13 protein-coding genes are annotated in these 20011 nt (G+C 55.8%); 10 read left to right on the forward strand and 3 right to left on the reverse strand.

Annotated features, from left to right (window positions below; genetic code table 11):
• Nucleotides 1–17: 17 nt before the first annotated feature.
• The gene (locus tag ACQCLF_RS14855) at nucleotides 18–1643 is read left to right on the forward strand and encodes an NAD+ synthase (RefSeq protein ID WP_426988667.1); all 1626 of its coding nucleotides are present in this window, start codon (nucleotides 18–20) and stop codon (nucleotides 1641–1643) included.
• Between the two features lie 41 nt (nucleotides 1644–1684).
• On the opposite strand, the gene ACQCLF_RS14860 is transcribed toward ACQCLF_RS14855, so the two are convergent.
• Nucleotides 1685–2596: an outer membrane protein assembly factor BamD gene (locus ACQCLF_RS14860; RefSeq protein ID WP_426988669.1), complete on the reverse strand. Its 912-nt coding sequence runs from the start codon at nucleotides 2594–2596 to the stop codon at nucleotides 1685–1687.
• Between the two features lie 120 nt (nucleotides 2597–2716).
• Here ACQCLF_RS14860 and rluD point away from each other — a divergent pair, with 120 nt between their 5' ends.
• From rluD to clpB, 3 genes are all read left to right on the forward strand, one after another.
• Nucleotides 2717–3664: a 23S rRNA pseudouridine(1911/1915/1917) synthase RluD gene (gene rluD / locus ACQCLF_RS14865; RefSeq protein ID WP_426988671.1), complete on the forward strand. Its 948-nt coding sequence runs from the start codon at nucleotides 2717–2719 to the stop codon at nucleotides 3662–3664.
• 54 nt (nucleotides 3665–3718) lie between these two features.
• Entirely contained in the window at nucleotides 3719–4510 is a 792-nt protein-coding gene (gene pgeF / locus ACQCLF_RS14870; RefSeq protein WP_426988673.1) for a peptidoglycan editing factor PgeF, read from the forward strand.
• A gap of 109 nt (nucleotides 4511–4619) precedes the next feature.
• Nucleotides 4620–7265: an ATP-dependent chaperone ClpB gene (clpB, locus tag ACQCLF_RS14875; protein ID WP_426988675.1), complete on the forward strand. Its 2646-nt coding sequence runs from the start codon at nucleotides 4620–4622 to the stop codon at nucleotides 7263–7265.
• Between the two features lie 27 nt (nucleotides 7266–7292).
• On the opposite strand, the gene ACQCLF_RS14880 is transcribed toward clpB, so the two are convergent.
• Nucleotides 7293–7742, reverse strand: a complete 450-nt coding sequence (locus ACQCLF_RS14880; protein WP_426988677.1) for a DUF4124 domain-containing protein — start codon at nucleotides 7740–7742, stop codon at nucleotides 7293–7295.
• Nucleotides 7743–8245: 503 nt separating this feature from the next.
• Here ACQCLF_RS14880 and ACQCLF_RS14885 point away from each other — a divergent pair.
• From ACQCLF_RS14885 to ACQCLF_RS14900, 4 genes are all read left to right on the forward strand, one after another.
• Complete coding sequence (locus tag ACQCLF_RS14885; RefSeq protein ID WP_426988679.1) at nucleotides 8246–9982, forward strand: acetolactate synthase 3 large subunit; 1737 nt, start codon at nucleotides 8246–8248, stop codon at nucleotides 9980–9982.
• A 1-nt stretch (nucleotide 9983) separates the two neighbouring features.
• Nucleotides 9984–10475 (forward strand): acetolactate synthase small subunit, encoded by a 492-nt coding sequence (gene ilvN / locus ACQCLF_RS14890; RefSeq protein ID WP_426988681.1) that lies wholly within the window; start codon nucleotides 9984–9986, stop codon nucleotides 10473–10475.
• Between the two features lie 505 nt (nucleotides 10476–10980).
• Entirely contained in the window at nucleotides 10981–14013 is a 3033-nt protein-coding gene (locus ACQCLF_RS14895) for a TonB-dependent receptor (protein ID WP_426988683.1), read from the forward strand.
• A 77-nt stretch (nucleotides 14014–14090) separates the two neighbouring features.
• The gene (locus ACQCLF_RS14900; RefSeq protein WP_426988685.1) at nucleotides 14091–16778 is read left to right on the forward strand and encodes a hypothetical protein; all 2688 of its coding nucleotides are present in this window, start codon (nucleotides 14091–14093) and stop codon (nucleotides 16776–16778) included.
• 82 nt (nucleotides 16779–16860) lie between these two features.
• On the opposite strand, the gene ilvY is transcribed toward ACQCLF_RS14900, so the two are convergent.
• Nucleotides 16861–17730, reverse strand: a complete 870-nt coding sequence (gene ilvY, locus ACQCLF_RS14905) for an HTH-type transcriptional activator IlvY (RefSeq protein ID WP_426988687.1) — start codon at nucleotides 17728–17730, stop codon at nucleotides 16861–16863.
• Nucleotides 17731–17878: 148 nt separating this feature from the next.
• On the opposite strand from ilvY, the gene ilvC reads away from it, so the two are divergent.
• Nucleotides 17879–18895, forward strand: a complete 1017-nt coding sequence (gene ilvC / locus ACQCLF_RS14910) for a ketol-acid reductoisomerase (RefSeq protein ID WP_426988689.1) — start codon at nucleotides 17879–17881, stop codon at nucleotides 18893–18895.
• Between the two features lie 119 nt (nucleotides 18896–19014).
• The gene (gene pssA / locus ACQCLF_RS14915; protein ID WP_426988691.1) at nucleotides 19015–19926 is read left to right on the forward strand and encodes a CDP-diacylglycerol--serine O-phosphatidyltransferase; all 912 of its coding nucleotides are present in this window, start codon (nucleotides 19015–19017) and stop codon (nucleotides 19924–19926) included.
• Nucleotides 19927–20011: the final 85 nt, after the last annotated feature.

Consider the following 20011-nt stretch of genomic DNA (forward strand, 5'->3'; position numbering starts at 1 on the left):
AGGGTGCAAACACCTTTATGGCAACTTTGAATATTGCGCTGGCCCAGATCAATCCTCTGGTGGGCGACATTCCCGGCAACACCGACAGGATTTTGACCGAGGCCAGCCGAGCCGAAGCGGCAGGCGCGGATGCGATCCTGTTTCCCGAATTGACGTTGTCCGGTTATCCACCGGAAGACCTGCTCTTGCGGCCCAGCCTTTCTCTGCGTATAGACCGGGCTCTCGACCGGCTGCAGCAGGCCGGACTGGGCATTACGATAATACTGGGGTACCCCCGGGTGGTAGCTGGCCGGGTGTTCAACATGGCGGGTGTTATCCGCCGTGGCGAGTTGATTTGTGAATACGCCAAACAATGCCTGCCAAACTATCAGGTGTTTGACGAGGTTCGCTATTTTGTCCCCGGGGATACCGCTTGTGTGTTTGACCTCAGCGGAGTGCCGACAGCGCTGACCATTTGCGAGGATATTTGGCATCCGGGGCCCATGGAGCAGGCCCGGGAAGCGGGGGCGAAGTTGATGCTGAACTTGAACGCATCACCCTTCCACCGCGGCAAGCCCATGGAGCGGGAGCAGTTGCTGGCCGAGCGTGCCCGGCAAGGTGATATGCCCATTGTCTACGTGAACCAGATAGGTGGGCAGGACGAGCTGGTGTTTGATGGCGGCTCCGTGGCGGTTAATCGAGAAGGGAGGTTGTGCCGACGCCTGCCCGCCTGGGAGGAGGCCGTGGAGCATTTGCAGTTGCAGTGGTGCGAAAGCACGCTCGATCTAGCCCCTCAAGCGCTGGCACCTGCCCAGGAGGACCTGGAGTCGGTCTATCAGGCGTTGGTGACGGGAACGCGTGATTACGTGAATAAAAACGGTTTCAAAGGGGTCGTGCTGGGGTTGTCCGGTGGTATCGACTCGGCGTTGACGCTGGCGGTGGCCGTGGACGCTTTGGGCGCGGAACGGGTGACAGCCATTATGATGCCATTTCGCTACACCTCTGAAATGAGCCGCACGGATGCGGCCGATCAGGCTCAGAGAATGGGTGTGCAGTACCACTCCTTGAGCATTGAGCCGATGTACGAATCATTTATGTCGACTCTTGGGCCGGTGTTTGAGGGTTGCCCTCGGGATATTACCGAGGAAAATCTTCAAGCCCGCTGTCGCGGGGTGTTGCTGATGGCGTGGTCCAACAAAAAAGGGGACCTTGTCCTGACCACGGGTAATAAGAGTGAGTTGGCGGTCGGTTATTCCACGTTATACGGGGACATGGCGGGGGGCTTTGATGTTCTGAAGGATGTGCCTAAAACCCTGGTGTTCCAATTGGCACGACACCGTAACCTCCGGTCAGAGGTTATTCCGCCGAATGTGATTACCCGCCCGCCCTCGGCAGAGCTGGCGCCTGACCAGAAAGACGAGGACAGTCTGCCGCCGTACGATCAACTGGACCAGATACTGGCCCTCTACGTGGAGCAAGATTGCAGCGCAGAGGCGATTATCGCGCGGGGCTTTCCCCGTTCAGATGTCGAGCGAGTGCTTCGATTGGTGGATCTCAACGAATACAAACGTCGTCAGGCCCCGGTCGGGGTTCGGATTACGCAGAGAGGGTTTGGGCGGGACCGCCGTTACCCCATTACGTCCGGGTGGCGGGCTGGCGAGTAGCGAGAGCAAACAACGGGGCCACGTTGGCGGCCCCGACACAGTTAGGCGTCGCGAGGCGGTGGCGGCACATCCTGATATTCCGGGTTGTACCGCTCACGGCTGTCAAAACCAGGCGGCTCGCCCTTATCGAACAGTCCAAAGGTCGCCAGACTGATCCAGCTGCGCTCGCCTGAGTCCGCTGCGTATTGGTAGTCAAACGTCCCGTTGCTGTTCAGAGCAGGGTGATCGGGGTAATTCAGCTTCAATATTTCCAGCATCTGATTCGACAGTTCCGGCATGTCCAGCAAATGGTAGCCCTGGACCATCACCGCCAGTGCATCCGGCATCGCGGGTGATGAGTTGAAATTCTCCAGCACATAGCGGCCCCGGTTAGTGGCCGCGACGTAGGCGCCGCGCTTGAAGTAGTAGTTGGCGACGTGAATTTCGTAGCGGGCCAGCAGGTTGCGCAGGTACAGCATGCGCCGCTTGGCATCGGAGGCGTAGATGCTGTCTGGATAGCGGCTGAGCAACTGGGCAAAATGATCCAGGGATTCGCGGGCCGCCCCCGGATCGCGCTGCGTCAGGTCGGTGGGCAGAACCCGTTCAAACATGCCCCGTCCTTCGGTGAACGAGCTTAGCCCCTTCATGTAGTAGGCATAATCCACATTGCGATGTTGTGGATGCAGGCGGATAAAACGGTCAGCGGTGGCGGACACCATGGCGGCGTCGCCGGAGCGGAAGTACGCGTAGATCAGCTCCAGTTGGGCCTGTTCGGCGTAGGTGCCAAACGGGAAGTTCTCCTCCAGCGCCTGCAGGTTGCTAATGGCCGTTTCCCACTGGCTGCGACGCATTTGTGATTGCGCGGCGTCATAAAGGTCGGCCTCGCTGGTATACTCCGGTTCCCGGTCTTTATTGGCGCAGGCGGACAGGAAAAGGATCAGGCCGCCGAGCAGCAGGACTTGCAGGATACGCATAAGGTTAGGACTCATTAACACAGTTCAATTGACAGCCAACTATTAAAACACACCGCGTGCGGATACCAAAGCGCCCTCAAGGGGCCCCGAGGGGCGCACGCTTGGAGGAATACGCAACTCATGGCGGACTTATTGCAACAAAGCGCCCGTGTACCCGCTGATATGAGCGGCATGCGCTTCGACCAGGCCGCGTCCGGGTTGTTCCCGACGTTTTCGCGGGCTCGGCTGCAAGCCTGGATTCGCGATGGGCAGCTCACCCTCAATGGTCGCCAGGCCAAGGCCAAGGATCGTCTGCTCGGCGGTGAAGAATTGCGGCTGGAGGCTGAACTTGAGCCGCAGGGCGACTGGGAGCCAGAGGCCATTGCGCTGGATATTGTCTACGAAGACGAAGATTTGCTGGTCATCAATAAACCGGCTGGTCTGGTTGTGCATCCGGCAGCAGGCAATCGCTCGGGCACCTTGCTCAACGCGCTGTTGCATCACTGCCCGGGGCTGGAGAACTTACCTCGTGGGGGGATCGTGCATCGGCTCGATAAAGACACCACTGGACTGATGGTGGTGGCCAAAACCCTCGGCGCTCACGCCGACCTGATTGAGCAATTGCAGGAGCGTACGGTTAGCCGCGAATACGAGGCGGTGGCGATTGGTACTATGACAGGCGGTGGCACGGTCAATGCCCGTATCGGTCGCCATCCGCGCCAGCGCACGCAAATGGCCGTTGTCGAAACCGGCGGGAGATCCGCCGTGACGCATTACCGGCTGGTCGAACGGTTTGCGGCGCACACCCATATCCGTGTAAAGCTCGAAACGGGCCGAACCCACCAGATTCGGGTTCATATGGCGCATGTTCGTCATCCACTGGTAGGGGATGCCACCTATGGAGGGCGCTTTAAAATCCCCAAGGGCGCCAGCGATACCTTGATTGAAGCGCTGAAGCGTTTTCCGCGTCAGGCGTTGCACGCGGCGACACTGGGGCTGGAGCACCCGGCCAGCGGGGATTATTGCGAGTGGTCGGTCCCTCTGCCCGAGGATTTTCAGCAACTGTTGGCCACCTTGCGAGCCGGGTGATTGAATCCGGGGGGCGGTGGCCTTTCCTGAGTGCGTAAAATAGAAGGAGATATCATGTCCGGTTCTCATCTGATCTCCCCCGACTGGCCAGCCCCGTCATGTGTGAGCGCTGTTATAACCACCCGGGAAGGGGGGGTGAGCCAAGAGCCCTGGGCGTCATGGAATCTCGCCGGGCATGTGGGCGACCGGCCGGAGGCTGTCGCGGAAAACCGGAGGCGGCTCCAGGAGGCGCTCGCCTTGCCACACCCTCCGCAGTGGCTCGAACAGATTCACGGCACTTCTATTGTCGAGGCGAGTGTTGTAGATGCTGGTCTTGCAGAAGCGGGCGCTGCGGGGCGGGTATTAACGGCTGATGGCTGCCATACCCGCCAGCCAGGGTTGGCCTGCGCCGTATTGACCGCCGACTGCCTCCCAGTCTTGTTTTGTAATAAAAAGGGAACCCATGTGGCCGCTGTGCATGCCGGCTGGAGAGGGTTGGCCAAAGGCATACTGGCCTCGGCGGTGGCACGTTTTCAAGAACCCTCGGCGGAGTTAATGGCCTACCTTGGGCCGGCGCTTTCCCAGCCACATTTCGAAGTGGGCGTGGAGGTACTGGAAGCCTTCTTCGAAAGTGCCCGCAATGAGGTGCACAATGAGGCGATTGCCAGCGCTTTTCAGCCCGGAGGTCGACCACTGCACTTTCAGGCCGATTTGTTCGCGCTCGCCCGAGCGGAGCTGGCGGCTCTGGGCGTCACCTCAGTGTATGGGGGCCATGAGTGTACCTTTATCGATAAGGCGCGTTTCTACTCCTACCGTCGCGACGGCACCACCGGGCGTATGGCCAGCTTGATCTGGATCAACCCCTGACGCATTGAACGCTTTTCCCGAAGTGCTCCCGACTTGCTTTTTTTCCGACTGCCCCCATTTTTTGACCATACTGTACGAAACAGCCCGGTAACAAGTTGAGGCAATAGACATGCGAATTGATCGACTCACCAATCAACTGCAAACGGCCCTGTCCGATGCCCAGTCACTCGCGGTGGGGCGGGACCACAGTCAACTGGAAACTTTTCACCTGCTTCAGGCCCTGTTGGATCAGCAGGGTGGAACGGCGCGCTCATTGCTGGCTCAGTCCGGTTTTAATATGACCGGACTGCGCAACGAGCTGGCGAAGAAGCTCGAAAACCTGCCCAAAGTACAAAACCCGACCGGGGATGTGAGTATGTCCCAGGAGTTGGGACGTTTGTTGAACCTGGCCGACCGGCGGGCTCAGAAAGCGGGCGACAAATTTGTGTCCAGTGAATCAGTGCTGTTGGCAGCCATGCTCGATGGCGAAAGCCAGTTGGGTGCATTGCTGAAATCGTTCGGTGATGCCAAAAGCCTGGAGCAGACTGTGGAGAAAGTACGTGGCGGTGAAACCGTCGATAATGTCGACGCCGAAGGGAATCGTCAGGCGCTGGAAAAGTACACGCTTGATCTGACGGCTCGAGCCGAAGCGGGCAAGCTCGACCCGGTGATTGGCCGGGACGACGAAATCCGGCGCACGATTCAGGTGCTGCAACGTCGCACCAAAAACAACCCGGTGCTGATCGGCGAGCCCGGCGTGGGGAAAACCGCCATTGTGGAAGGTCTGGCGCAGCGCATTGTCAATGGCGAGGTGCCCGAAGGCTTGAAAAACAAACGCCTACTGTCTCTCGATTTGGGTAGTCTGCTGGCAGGCGCCAAGTTCCGAGGTGAGTTCGAGGAACGTTTGAAGGCGGTCCTTAAGGAACTCTCCAAGGAAGAAGGACAAGTCATCCTGTTTGTCGACGAACTGCACACCATGGTCGGAGCGGGAAAAGCGGAAGGCGCCATGGACGCGGGGAACATGCTCAAACCGGCCCTGGCGCGAGGAGAGCTGCACTGCGTGGGCGCCACGACTCTCGACGAGTATCGACAGTTTATCGAAAAGGACGCGGCGCTGGAGCGGCGCTTCCAGAAAGTGCTGGTGGACGAGCCGAGCGAAACCGACACTATTGCCATCCTGCGGGGCCTTAAAGAGCGGTACGAGGTACACCACGGTGTGGATATTACCGACTCAGCCATTATCGCCGCCGCCAAATTGTCGCAGCGGTATATTACTGACCGGCAATTGCCGGATAAGGCGATTGATCTGATCGATGAAGCGGCCAGCCGTATTCGTATGGAAATTGACTCCAAACCCGAGGAAATGGACCGGTTGGAGCGTCGGCTGATCCAGCTCAAGATCGAGCGTGAAGCGGTGAAAAAAGACGACGATGATTCCAGCCGCAAGCACCTGGAAAAAATCGAGCAGGATATTGATCGACTTGAACGAGAGTATGCAGACCTCGACGAAGTGTGGCGGGCCGAGAAAGCGGCGTTACAAGGGACGCATGAGATTAAAAGCAACCTAGAGCAAGCAAGGCTGGATATGGAAGCCGCGCGGCGGGCCGGCGATCTGGGACGCATGTCCGAGATCCAGTACGGCATTATCCCAGAGCTGGAAAAGCAGCTCGATATGGCCAGCCAGGTCGAGATGATGGAGATGAAACTACTGCGCAACCGGGTCACTGATGAGGAAATTGCTGAGGTCGTGTCCAAATGGACAGGCATCCCGGTCTCCAAAATGCTCGAAGGGGAGCGGGAAAAACTGCTGCGAATGGAAGAGGCTCTGCACCGTCGTGTGATTGGGCAAGATGAAGCGGTGGTGGCCGTGGCCAATGCGGTTCGCCGTTCGCGCGCCGGTTTGTCCGACCCGAATCGCCCCAATGGCTCTTTCCTGTTTTTGGGGCCGACTGGCGTGGGTAAGACCGAGCTGTGTAAGTCTCTGGCCGAATTTCTGTTCGATAGCCAGGACGCGATGGTGCGTATCGATATGTCGGAATTTATGGAGAAGCACTCGGTCGCGCGGTTGATCGGGGCGCCTCCGGGTTACGTGGGTTATGAGGAAGGCGGTTACCTCACCGAAGCGGTGCGTCGACGCCCTTATTCGGTACTGCTGCTGGATGAAGTGGAGAAAGCCCATCCGGACGTGTTTAATATTCTGCTACAAGTGCTGGAAGACGGCCGCCTGACCGATGGGCAGGGGCGCACGGTGGATTTCCGCAATACCGTGGTGGTGATGACCTCCAACCTGGGCTCTGATCGCATTCAGGATCTGGCCAATGACCGATCCTACGACACCGTCAGTTTCGATGGCGCCCAGGAAGCGGACTCTCTCTCCAATGAAAACCGGTACCAGGCAATGAAAGAGGCGGTCATGGAAGTGGTCAGCCATCATTTCCGGCCCGAATTCATTAACCGGGTGGATGAAGTGGTCGTGTTTCATCCGTTGGGCAAGGCGCAAATTCGTGGCATTGCCGATATTCAGCTCGATCAACTGCGCAAGCGTCTGGCGGAGCGGGAGCTTACTCTGAGCCTCGATGATGCAGTGATCGACAAACTGGCGGAAACCGGTTTTGATCCGGTCTATGGCGCAAGGCCGCTCAAGCGCGCGATACAGCAGGAAATAGAGAATCCGTTGGCGCAGGACATTCTGCAGGGAACCTTTGCTCCCGGCGACAACATCCACGGTGTGCTCAACGGGGATCGCATCACCTTTAAAAAGCGAGCGTTGCACTAAGCGGTGGGATGGGCCACGCTGGAGAATCTAACAGTTCTCGGCGATGAGTTGCCGGGCGGTGGCTGTGCGTTCGGACACCTCTTCCTGATTCAGGAAGCGGGGCTCGCCGTTGTCGTCCTGCACAGCGATTCGCCCGCCGCGCTCGAGAATGGTGAGGTTTTCCCGGGCCTGCGAGCACGCTTGCTGCTGATTCTCTGGTTGAGAAGGCTCCCCTTCCGGCTGAGAGTCCCTGTCGCTGGAAAGGGGATGGTCGTCGGGGGTTGGAAAGCGCTGTGAGTAGTCTACCGGTTCACTGTGCCCGGTCTTCGGGCGAAGCGCCTCAGCAGGTCGATTTTGAGGCGGATGCGCCGTAAAGTGCGTGACGCCCTCATCATCTACCCACCGGTAGACCTGTTCGGCCTGGGCGGAGTGGCCCAGGGCTGAAACCATCACCAGTGCCGACGCCAGTATTGAGGTGGCGAGTCGCTGAGTAACCATCGGAAGATCCTCATTGTCCATGAGCTTCCACTATACCGCTCTGGGCCCGGGCGTGAAATGTATAGGGTGGTGCCAGGGCGGTTTTCCGGCCCAAGTTGTGAGCTTTCGCAAAGTATGCGTCAAGAAATCGGGCCGTGTTTTTACTTGACTTTATCGGCAGTTTTTCGAACAATACTCTTTCGCTTGATGGCTTGTAGAGCCAGCCGACAACCTCGGTAACGAACTCTACTCCGGCGGCCGACCCGGCCACCGAACCATCCGCAACCGCGAAGGCGCGTTAACCTACGCTGCCTGCCCGGAACCCACCCGCAGTTGCTACCCGCGCGGGGACGGTCGGGGAACTCCATACCGTGTTTACGACGATGCACAGCTCCCGGTCCGTAGGGCGGGCAGGCCGTGGCTTCGTGCTTTGTGGTTGCAGCGACATTGATGTCATGATGACTGATGTTACGAGTAAGACTGATTGACTCAAACCAATTGAAAACCAATTGAGAGGTTACCCAGTGGAAATGCTATCAGGCGGAGATATGCTGATTCGCGCCCTGCGGGACGAAGGTGTCGAACATGTATTCGGCTACCCCGGCGGTGCAGCGCTGCATATCTACGATGCCATCTTCCGGCAAAAAGATGTCCAGCACATTCTGGTTCGCCACGAGCAGGCGGCCACCCACGCGGCGGACGGCTATGCCCGTTCAACCGGCAAGGTGGGAACGGTACTGGTGACGTCCGGCCCCGGCGCGACCAATGCGATTACCGGCATTGCGACAGCCTACATGGATTCTATTCCGATGGTGGTGATTTCCGGGCAGGTGGCTTCTGACAAAATCGGTGAAGACGCGTTTCAGGAAACTGACATGGTGGGTGTCTCCCGCCCAATCGTAAAGCACAGCTTTATGGTCAAGCACCCGCAGGAAATTCCGGAAATCGTCAAAAAGGCCTACTACATCGCGGCGACGGGTCGTCCCGGTCCCGTAGTAATCGATATCCCGAAAGATGTCACGGCACCGGGGGAGACCTTTCCGTACGAATACCCCGAGAAAGTGAAAATTCGCTCCTACAACCCGGCGGCGCGCGGTCATACCGGGCAGATTCGCAAGGCAGTGCAATTGCTGCTCGACGCCAAGCGGCCGGTCATCTACGCCGGCGGTGGCGTGATTCAGGGCAATGGTTCGGAATTGCTGACCGAGTTGGCGCAGCGACTGAACTACCCGGTAACCAATACCCTGATGGGGCTCGGTGCCTACCCCGGAATGGATCGTCAGTTTCTGGGTATGTTGGGTATGCACGGCACTTTCGAGGCGAATACCGCCATGCATCACAGTGATGTCATTCTGGCAGTCGGTGCGCGCTTTGACGACCGTGTTACGAATACCGTCAGCAAGTTCTGCCCCAACGCCAAGATTATTCATATTGATGTCGATCCGGCGTCAATCTCGAAAACCATTGCGGCGGATGTGCCGATCGTGGGTTCGGTTGAAAGTGTATTGACTGAAATGCTCGCGATGGTGAAAGAGTCTGAAGATACCCCGGATGCGGACGCGTTGAAGTCCTGGTGGAAACAGATCGAGGAATGGCGTGCGCGCCACGGTTTGTATATTCAGCCGCGTTACGACACCGCGGGCGACCGCATCATGCCGCAAGAGGTGATTACAGCGCTGCACGAAGTCACCAATGGCGATGCTTATATAACCTCCGATGTGGGGCAGCACCAGATGTTTGCCGCGCAGTATTACCGGTTCGATAAGCCCCGGCGCTGGATCAACTCCGGCGGGCTGGGCACCATGGGCTTTGGCCTGCCTGCGGCCATGGGGGTGCAAATGGCGCACCGGGATGCCATGGTGGCCTGTGTGACGGGGGAGGGCAGCATCCAGATGTGCATTCAGGAGCTGGCGACCTGCACCCAGTACCACTTGCCGGTGAAAATCATTTGCCTGAACAACCAGGCGTTGGGAATGGTTAAACAGTGGCAGGATATGCAATACGAAGGGCGCTATTCCGAGTCGTTGTACGAAGATACGCTGCCGGACTTTGTCAAACTGATGGAGGCCTACGGCCATGTCGGCATGCGGGTCACCCGCAAGGACGAGTTGAAAGCGAAGCTGGAAGAGTGCTTTGCCATGAAAGACCGTGTGGTGTTCATGGACATCCAGGTTGAACCGAAAGAACACGTATATCCGATGCTCGTGGCGCCCAATGGGTCTATGCGGGATATGTGGTTGAGCAAGACGGAGCGTACCTGACATGAAACGTATTATTTCCGTACTGATCGAAAACGCACCCGGTGCTTTGTCCCGGGTGGTCGGTTTGTTTTCCCAGCGAGGTTATAACATCGAGACCTTGACAGTGGCCCCCACGGAGGACGAAACGCTCTCCCGGCTGACGCTGACCACGTTGGGAGATGACCACAAGATTGAGCAGATCACCAAGAACCTGAATAAGTTGATTGACGTGATCAAGCTGGTGGATTTGACTGAGGGCGCTCACATCGAGCGTGAGCTGATGCTCATCAAGGTCAAGGCCTCCGGAGCTCAGCGCGCGGAAGTCAAACGCTGCGTGGATATCTTCCGAGGCCAGATCGTGGACGTGACCAGTTCTCTCTATGTGATCCAGATCACCGGTACCAGCGACAAGCTGGACGCGTTCCTCCAGGCCGTTGGCGAAGCCTCCATTCTGGAGGTGGTTCGCTCCGGGGTTTCGGGGATCTCCCGAGGGGAGAAAGTGTTGAGTCTTTAAGAAAGCAGGCAATGCTATCCCGTAAAAGGCAGCTTAGGCTGCCTTTTTTGTGAGCTCTTTAGATAGCCTGGTTCCATATATGATATCTAATTCGTATATGGTATAAGTGCTAAGCTTTTTAATTATAAAAAGTGACAAATAGATGCCATTTTTCACTTGTGGAGCCCACAGGCTTACGCTAAAGTTTGTAACCGGTTGCAATGAATGGCAGCTATCCATGGAATAGCGCTATGAATGGGCGTTGTTTTTATGAAACCGATTAGCACTTTCTTTAAGTACCATTAGCTTGATAACAATAAAAAACAGCGTAATAACGATAAATATCCCGTTTGCCAGCCCGCGACGAGTGTCGAACGTGGCCGTGTTTAGTGCCTCTATTAAAACTTAACAATAATTCATTATAAAAAGCACGAGGATGATTCTTATGATCCATAAAAATGGGTTTAACCCGAGAAGAACCGCATTTGCTCTTGCCATAGGTTGCGCCGTTGGGAGCTTTAATGCCATGGCCCAGGACCCTTCGAGCGGTGTCACGGAAGGTCTGGAGGAGATTGTGGTAAAGGGGGTGCGTGAGTCCCAGGCCAAAGCAATCGATATCAAGAGAGACTCGGACCGGATTGTTGATTCCATCGTCGCCGAAGACATCGGTAAACTTCCTGATACCACCATTACAGATTCCCTCCAGCGGGTGACAGGGGTGCAGGTGACCCGAGAGGCCAACGAGGGAACCTCCCTGAATATTCGTGGCATGCCGCAGGTGCTGACGACGCTGAATGGCGAGCAGTTCCTGAGTCCGTGGAATATTACGGGGTTGGGGGCGAACTATGCGGACATACCGGCTGGCATGGTGAACCGCGTTGATGTCTACAAGTCCCAATCGGCCTCCATGGTGGCGGGGGGCATCTCAGGCGTGGTGGATCTTAAAACCCTGCAGCCGCTTAACATGGAAGAGGGCATCACCACGAACCTTCGTGCCGAAGCCTCTCAGGGAAGCCGATCTAAAGACGAAGTCAAAGCCGACGGCTCTACCCGCACTCGTGATCCAGACTATAACATCAGCGGTTTTTTCGGTTATCGTCATGGCGACCTGTTCGGTTTTAATGTGGGGGTGTTCAGCTCAGAGAGCTATAATGCCAACTACTCGATGGATGAAAACCCGCAGTTCGGATTTCTGGATCGCCAAAATGGGACCCCCACGGACCCCTTGGATCTCAATGGCAATGGAGATCTGGTTAATGACTGGTATCTCGTTCCTGAAACCTACGGTGCGGCCAGTAGCTTCTTGACGCGCGAGCGCGAAGGTGGCTCCTTCAGCGCTGAATGGCAGATATCAGATAACTTCAAGCTGCGTGGCGATGCGTTCTACACAAGAATGGATCAATATAACCGCGGTGTAAGAGTGGCCTTTAATGGGCGTGATGCGGTGTCATCCTTCTCAGTGAACGGCACACCGGGTACGGAATCGGCTTTAAACAATACGCTTCAGGAAGGATCGATTTTTAGTGAAGGTGGCAACTTTACCTACACCGATGCCAACGGCGAAAGTCAGACGCGAACCCTCCACAGCCTGCGGGTGGCCAACGTTCTCTCGCCAGACTTTCAGACAACCTCTTTCAATAATATTGATAAAACGGCGGCACTGAATTCGAATATCCAGCTTGACTATACCAATCACGATAACCTGACCGTCACCGCCCGATATATTTATGCCGAGGCGGAAAAACGGTATCGCCAGGCCTCGCTTCAGCAAGGTACCCCAGCCTGGTTGTGGGTGGATCAGGATGGTATCTCTGGTAAAGACCCCATTACTCCCTATGAGCTGACGGTGGACTATCGGGGTGACTACCCGGCCTTTCAGTTTAATAGAGACGTTTCAGATGCCGATCTTCTGGCGCTTTATCAGGGTATTGCCACTGGGAACAATACCGAAGGGGAGCTGAATGTCGGCCGTGTTGATCTTAACCTGGCCTTTCAGGATGGTTTCTTCGAGTCGGTGGATGTGGGACTGCGTTATGGCGTACGGGAAGCGGATTACGCACAGTTCTATTACGTGACGCCGACTGAGCGATACCCAGACAGTCAACGCATCCCGATCGAAAAGCGCAATCAGTTATATAGTGGCAACCGCCAGTGGCAACGCTACCCGGACTGGCGTCGGTTCAATTACGAGGATGAGCCACAGGCCTTGCGCGACGCAGGTCTGGAAGACAACGGTTTTTCGGCGGCCGACACCGTAGTCTTTAAGGACTTTGGTCCCTTTTCCGGTTTTGAAAATGGTGTCTCGGCACTGGACCCGGCCCAATGGGATTCGCCATTGGCGTTTATGAACCGCCTTTATCCGGGAGCGCGAACCGTCGAAGATCCCGCTTATGCCTATAGAGTCGAAGAAGCCTCAACGGAAGGCTCTGTCCAGCTGAACTTCGGGGATGAAGTCGGTGGCGTGCCTTACAGTGGTAACCTGGGTCTGAAGGTGCTGCAGACAGACCGAACCGTGGAGCGGAACACGGTGCCTGAGGTATTGGACGTGTTTAATTCTATTGGCTCGGTCGACTATCAAAAGCTCGCTTTCGTGTACGATATCGAAACCAGAGAGCGTTCTTTCACGCAATACCTGCCTTCCTTCAATCTAAACCTGTTCCCGACAGATGACACGGTAGTGCGTTTTGCGGCTGCGCGAACCACCTCGCGTAATGATCTGCAAAATGTTGGGTCTGGGTTGAGCCTCTGGTATACCCAGTGTGAAAAAACCGACGAGAACGGCGAGCGGGTTCTGGTCGTCGACAGCTCCGGTAACCTGGTGGGTGAAGAAGTTACTTGTGTGGGCGGCGGTACGGATCAGGGCGATATTGATATTGACCCCTGGGTTGCTGATATCTACAACACTTCGGCGGAGTGGTATTTTTCAGAAAATGCCATTCTCGGTGTAGGCTTGTTCTATATGGATGTGGATACATCGGTTCAAAGCTTTCAGGAGCGGCGGCCCTTCGTGGATGGCGATGGTATTGATCGCGATAATACGGCTAATGTCTGGGTTTCCGAAAACGTCAAAGGCTCTTCGCTCTACGGCCTGGAGCTGGGTTACCGCCAGCCTTTCACCTTTCTGCCTGGTGAGCTGTTGAGTTCAACGGGTATTGAGTTCAACTACACCTATTCAAAAAGCGACTCCGAGAATGAAGACCTGGAAGGCAACGCCCTGCCTCTGCCTTCCAACTCAGAGCATCAGAGCAACATGATCCTCTGGTATGACAGAGAGGGATTGAATATTCGTGCGGCTTACAACTGGCGTAGTGAATCCTACAACGATTTTGCAGGGCTCAACACCAGCGGCGAGCCGGTCAACCTGGCGTCCTGGGGCGAACCCGCCGGCTATTTGGATTTATCCATTAGCTATTGGATCAACGACCATATCAGCTTATACCTCAATGGTACCAATCTGACTGCTACGGACAGAAGATCCTATGCCCAGTACGAAGACCAGTTGGACAGTATTTGGGTGCAAGAGCGTCGCTACGCAGCAGGGGTGACATTAAGCTTTTAATGGCTGGTGTCGAGAACGGTTGATTGATGTCCCTGCGAAGACAAGGGGACTGAAAATAATAAATTGGGAGTCTGGTTATGAACAATAAATTTTTGCCCTGGGTAGTAATGGCGTGTGCACTGACCCTGAGTGCTTGTGGCGGTGATGCCATGCTCGGGGACGATACCGATACTGACATGATGTACCCGGATGCCGGGATGGACGATCCAACCGACCGACCGCGGCCCCCCGAAAACGAACCGACAATGACCACCAACGAGCACTTCTTGCTCGACGTATCGGGCAGTCCGGTACAGCTGCGTGGTGTCACGCTCAACTACTTTCAAGACCCAGCTGAAATGGTCAATGCCATCGAGCCGATTGCTTCTACCGGTGCGAACGCGGTTCGGTTGTTGGTCTCCGCATCGACAGCGGCTGCTGAATTGGAGGGGGCCTTGAGTATCGCTGCGGAAAATAACCTGGTTACGGTGGTCTCCCTGACCGATGATGGCAGCGCACTGAAATGTCAGGAAAATACCGATGCCCTGATCAATGCCGTCGATAGTTTGTGGTTGGACCAGTGGCTGGAAGTGTTGGTGCAGGACCGGTTTCAAGGGCGCATTATTCTCAATATCGCTGATGGCTGGGGTCCCGCCAATATTTTCAATGCGTCCAGCTTGGGGTATCAGGACTATGTGGATACGTATAAAGCACTGATTCGTCGTTTTCGTAACGCGGGGTTTAAGTTGCCGTTGATGATTGACGGCGCCAACTGCGGCCAGGACTTTAATGCTTTTTTGCAGGGTCGCGGTGAAGAGCTGTTAGCTGCTGATAGCGAGAGTAACCTGATCTTCTCTGCCGAGGGCGACGGCCAGCGGTGGGACAGCGCTGATAAAATCATTTCTGCCAATACCCTGCTGGCTGCAGAGGGCGTGCCTTTTGTAATGAATGCCTTCGCCGGTTCTGGGGTTGGCGACTTTCCTGTGAATCACAACGAAATTATGGCGCAAGCCGTGGGCGACGTTGCCTTTGTGGTAGATACCCCGTGGACTGGCGATGTCGACGATGGCGTGGGTTATTTGAATGCCTTTGGCGAGCCCCTGGATTTAACCGGTGGAGCCACATCGTTGGATGTGTTTATGGACCGGCGCTACTTGGAGTTTATGCGGGTAAATCCCGGCAGCTCCAACTACGCGCCTACGGGCACTACCGGCGTTTCCCTGTACTTAATGGATGCTAACGGCAATCGTCTGCGCTTGGGTACCGCCGCGGCCCGTGAGTTACGGGAAAACACCTGGAACAAGCTGCGCTTCGATGTGCCCGTGGAAATAGAACCAGACCAACTCATGGCAGGCTCCACTGAGTTTGATCGGACGGCTGTGACTCATGTAGGCGTTGAAATTATGGCCAATGACAAAGCCGAAGCCGCCCAAGGGGAAATCAAGTTTGATAACCTGGACTTGTTTCCCGGTGTTCCGCCCATGTACACCGCCGAGTTCAACACCGCTGGCGACGCCGAGGGGTGGGAGGTTATGGGTGCAGACTCTTCGGTTGTCGATGGTAATTTGCAAGCATTGTCGACGGATGCTCAGATTAGCGTTGAGCTGGTGGGTAGTAACATCAGCCTGATTGATTTTCGTACCCCAGTGAATGTCACGATCACCATGTTTCTGCCTGAAGAGTACGCTGGCGACGGGCTTTGGATGCAAGCATACGGTCAGCTTGATGACTGGGCGTGGCGTGCTATGAATCTGAGCGCGTCGCAACTGGTGCCGGGTCAGTGGTCTGAATTGAAATACACCATAAACGTTAGTGAGCTGGGAGATTCGCCGCCGTCGGATGAGGCTAACCCTGCAAAGTTTGGTTTTCAGGTGGGTGGTATCATTACGCCTAAGCCTGAGCCAATCCTGATCGACTCAATCGTTATCGAAGACCCTGCGGCCCGACCGACTAAAATTGTCACCGAGACTCAGTACAAAGCGACCTTTAGTGATGGTCTGAACGGCTTTCAAGACGCCGGGTGGGACGACGGAAGCAACGTGAGCCATGGGGACGGTGTGCTGGTTGCCAGTATCGTTCCCGCCAGCGAGCGTCTCAGTAATGAAGTCGAATTTAGTAGCGGGGCGATCGCCAAGGGCGACGTCAATGCCGTACAAGAGATTAACTTTGGCGGCGCTCTTACGGTGAAAGCTCGCTTATTCGTGCCCGGGGTTTTTGCCGATACTGGTCTTGAGCTTGATGTGTATTTTCAATCGGGTAGTTGGCAGCACTTTGTTATTGGCCAGGTTAACATGGACGAGCTTAACTATGACGAGTGGAACGACATTGAGTTTGAGGTGGCCGATGATGGCTACCCGACGACAGACGACGACGGTTGGGATGAAGATTTTGCCCGCACTTTGTCGCCACAAGCCTTTGGTTTCCAGTACAGGAATATCAGCGATATTTCTGGTGAGATTATGCTGGATGATGTGGAAATTATCGGCGACGCCATTGTGGATGACTTGCAGCCCATCTATCAGCAGGGTTTTGACTCCCCGGGGTCGGTTCAAGACTTAACGGTAGACTTCACGACTGGCGGTTTGAATGAGGGCGATATGCTGGTTGCCAAATCATCTGGCTGGCATGTGGTGCCTTTCGGTTGGATGGCCAGCACCTGGTTTGGTGGTGAGGCGCTGAGTTTGTCTGAACAGCCAGACGAGGTGGTATTGACGGAGCGGGGCGAACAGATTATCAATGGCCCAGATGGAATCGCTGAGACCTCTGAGGCCGTGCTGTTCGAGTAAGGCTTGCCTGGTAAATGTGAGTTGAAAAGCCCCGGATACATAAACCGGGGCTTTTTTATTTGTGGTGGTTGGCGGGCTGGGGTCAGTGAATCTCAGCCCAAAGCGCCGAAACAATCGGACTTTGCAGGCGCCTGCGCAATACGCAGATGCCGGTCTCAAACGGTCCCAGGTCTGGCTGGTCCGGGAGACGCGTCACCCGCTGACGAAGCGGGCTGTTGTTCAGCACGATCTCTGGGACAAGCCCCACACCAAACCCAAGGCTCACCATACTCACAATAGCTTCGTTGCCCTGCACTTCGGCGTAGATGTTGGGTGTGAACTTTTGGCTTCGACACCAATGGTCGAACCGCTCCCGCGCAATGCCTTCCTCAGGAATAATCACAGGCCAGTCGCGCCAACTCCCCGCAAGAGTGTTTCTGTGGATCAGGGCGGTATCCGAGGGCCCGATCAGTAGCAAGGGGGATTGAGAGATCAGTTTGAATTCCAGTGCGCTCGGCAGCCGTTCGGGGCGAGTGGCGATGGCGATATCTTCTTGCCCATTCAAAATGCGGGCAATAGCCGGGGCCGGATCGCCGGTATGGAGCTTAATGGCAATCCCGGGGTGGCGTTCCCGGAACTGTGTCAGTAGATCATGGAGGAAGCTGTAGCTGGCGGTCACAGAGCAATAGAGGCTGAGTTGCCCCCGCAGTTCGCTGCTTTGTTGATGCAGGGCTTCCTGAAAGGTTTCCCATTGTTGCAGGCTTTCCCGCGCAAAGCGCAGGAAGCGCTCGCCCTCGGGGGTGAGGCTGACCGAGCGGTTGTCACGCAGCATCAACGTTACCGCCAATTCTTCTTCCAAATATTTCAGGTTTCGGCTGATGGTAGAGGGGCTGACGTGGCATTGGCTCGCAGCCCGCCCAAAGTGCCGTGTGGTGGCGAGAGCAATGTAGAGTCGCAGCTTTTGGGGATCCATGGTCGATTGGGCTCTGTCTTGGTCATTGTTGCAATTTTTGCAACAGAAGGTTGCGAATATATCATTTTACGTTATGAGGGTTTTTCCTTAAACTGCGGGTCTTTATTTTACAGTGAAGAGCTTAGGCTCACTTCTAGGAGGCAGATATATGCACGTTTTTTACGATAAAGACTGTGATCTTTCCATCATCCAAGGTAAGAAAGTCGCCATTCTGGGCTACGGCTCCCAGGGCCATGCGCACGCCAACAACCTGAAGGATTCTGGCGTGGACGTTGTGGTTGGCCTGCGTGAAGGTTCCGGCTCCGTCAAGAAAGCCGAAGGTGCAGGCTTGAAAGTTGCCAGTGTTGCTGAGGCTGTGAAAAGCGCTGACGTGGTGATGGTGCTGACGCCGGATGAGTTCCAGTCCTCTTTGTACTCTGACACGATTGAGCCGAACCTCAAGCAGGGCGCCACCCTGGCCTTTGCTCATGGCTTCGCCATTCATTACAACCAGATCGTGCCCCGTAAAGACCTGGATGTGATCATGGTGGCCCCGAAGGCGCCGGGCCACACTGTACGCACAGAATTTGTCAAAGGTGGCGGTATCCCCGATCTGATCGCTATTTTCCAGGATGCCTCTGGCAAAGCCAAAGATGTTGCCCTGTCTTACGCCTCCGCGATTGGCGGCGGCCGCACCGGTATCATTGAAACCACCTTTAAAGACGAGACCGAAACCGACCTGTTCGGCGAGCAGGCTGTGCTTTGCGGTGGTACCGTGGAGTTGGTAAAAGCCGGCTTTGAAACCCTGGTGGAAGCTGGCTATGCCCCTGAAATGGCGTATTTCGAGTGCTTGCACGAACTGAAACTGATCGTGGACCTGATGTACGAAGGTGGTATTGCGGACATGAACTACTCTATCTCCAATAACGCGGAGTATGGTGAGTACGTGACAGGCCCTCAGGTGATTAACGATGAATCCCGTGAGGCGATGCGCCAGGCGTTGCGCAATATCCAGAATGGTGAGTACGCCAAGCGTTTTATCAGCGAAGGTGCCTTGAACTATCCTGAGATGACCGCTCGTCGTCGTCTGAACGCGGCACACCCGATCGAGCAAGTGGGTGAGCGTCTGCGGGCGATGATGCCCTGGATCGGCTCCAACAAGATCATCGACAAAAGCAAGAACTAATCTTGTACGGAGTGCCCCCTGTGCCAAGGGGGGCAGACCTTTCGAAAGCCCGCTGCAGGCCCAACTGCAGCGGGCTTTCGTGTACTATGGTGGTAGAAAATCCCCATTTTGAGGTGACTATGACAGACAACGATCAGCCGCAGCGAGACAATAACGAAGGCGAGGGCTTCCTCCCCTTCGGCGAGCACGTCGAAGAAGTGTCGGAAAACGGTCGCAAAGTGCGCCACCGGGGTGTTTACTTTTTGCCCAACTTGTTTACGACAGGGGCGTTGTTTGCTGGTTTCTATGCGATTGTCTCCGCCATGCACGGTAATTTCGACAGCGCCGCCATTGCCATCTTTGTGGCGATGGGGCTGGATGGAATGGATGGGCGCGTAGCGCGTATGACCAACACATCGAGTGCATTTGGCGAGCAGTACGATAGTTTGTCGGACATGGTGTCCTTCGGGTTGGCGCCTGCGCTGGTGATGTTCAGTTGGGCGCTTTCTGGGCTTGGTAAGCTGGGGTGGGCGGCTGCTTTTGTGTTTGCGGTGTGTGCGGCCCTTCGGTTGGCGCGCTTCAACACCCAGATTGGCGTCGTCGACAAAAAGTATTTTGTGGGATTGGCCAGCCCTCCCTCCGCGGCCATCCTGGCATCCATTGTCTGGACCGGACACGATGGTTCTGTTTCCGCCCCGGTGGCTTTGGCCGCCGCTCTGATAACTATTACGGCAGGCCTGTTAATGGTGAGCAACGTCCGCTACTACAGTTTCAAGGATTTTGATTTTCGAGGCAGGGTGCCCTTTGTGGTGATGCTGATGGTAGTGGGCGTATTTGTGGTGGTGAGTATCAATCCGCCGGTTATTTTACTGTGCATGTCCGTCACCTATGGGTTGTCTGGCCCGGTGATCTGGCTGTGGCGTCGCCGGACCGGAATGTCCGACTGGTTTGACCGGCAGGGGGAGTCTGAGCGGCCAGCGGACGAAGGATCGGAAGGCTCTGCAAAGGGCACCGAAAAAGCTTCCGTTGAAGACGATCAAAAGCCTCTCTGATATTTTTTAAAAAAGCGCTTGCGGAGGTGTGATGAGGTGCGTATAGTTCGCGCCTCTTCCGGAGCGAAGGTTGATGCCAAAGGGG

Origin of the sequence: Marinimicrobium sp. ARAG 43.8, from assembly GCF_050113635.1 — a bacterium.
Lineage (GTDB): Bacteria > Pseudomonadota > Gammaproteobacteria > Pseudomonadales > Cellvibrionaceae > Marinimicrobium.

Excerpts from the sequence above, each read along its gene's own strand:
- ACQCLF_RS14855 (WP_426988667.1), top strand. The coding sequence starts at position 18 with ATGGCAACTTTGAATATTGCGCTGGCCCAGATCAATCCTCTGGTGGGC.
- ACQCLF_RS14860 (WP_426988669.1), bottom strand. The coding sequence starts at position 2,596 with ATGCGTATCCTGCAAGTCCTGCTGCTCGGCGGCCTGATCCTTTTCCTG.
- rluD (WP_426988671.1), top strand. The coding sequence starts at position 2,717 with ATGGCGGACTTATTGCAACAAAGCGCCCGTGTACCCGCTGATATGAGC.
- pgeF (WP_426988673.1), top strand. The coding sequence starts at position 3,719 with ATGTCCGGTTCTCATCTGATCTCCCCCGACTGGCCAGCCCCGTCATGT.
- clpB (WP_426988675.1), top strand. The coding sequence starts at position 4,620 with ATGCGAATTGATCGACTCACCAATCAACTGCAAACGGCCCTGTCCGAT.
- ACQCLF_RS14880 (WP_426988677.1), bottom strand. The coding sequence starts at position 7,742 with ATGGTTACTCAGCGACTCGCCACCTCAATACTGGCGTCGGCACTGGTG.
- ilvN (WP_426988681.1), top strand. The coding sequence starts at position 9,984 with ATGAAACGTATTATTTCCGTACTGATCGAAAACGCACCCGGTGCTTTG.
- ACQCLF_RS14895 (WP_426988683.1), top strand. The coding sequence starts at position 10,981 with ATGGCCCAGGACCCTTCGAGCGGTGTCACGGAAGGTCTGGAGGAGATT.
- ACQCLF_RS14900 (WP_426988685.1), top strand. The coding sequence starts at position 14,091 with ATGAACAATAAATTTTTGCCCTGGGTAGTAATGGCGTGTGCACTGACC.
- ilvY (WP_426988687.1), bottom strand. The coding sequence starts at position 17,730 with ATGGATCCCCAAAAGCTGCGACTCTACATTGCTCTCGCCACCACACGG.
- ilvC (WP_426988689.1), top strand. The coding sequence starts at position 17,879 with ATGCACGTTTTTTACGATAAAGACTGTGATCTTTCCATCATCCAAGGT.
- pssA (WP_426988691.1), top strand. The coding sequence starts at position 19,015 with ATGACAGACAACGATCAGCCGCAGCGAGACAATAACGAAGGCGAGGGC.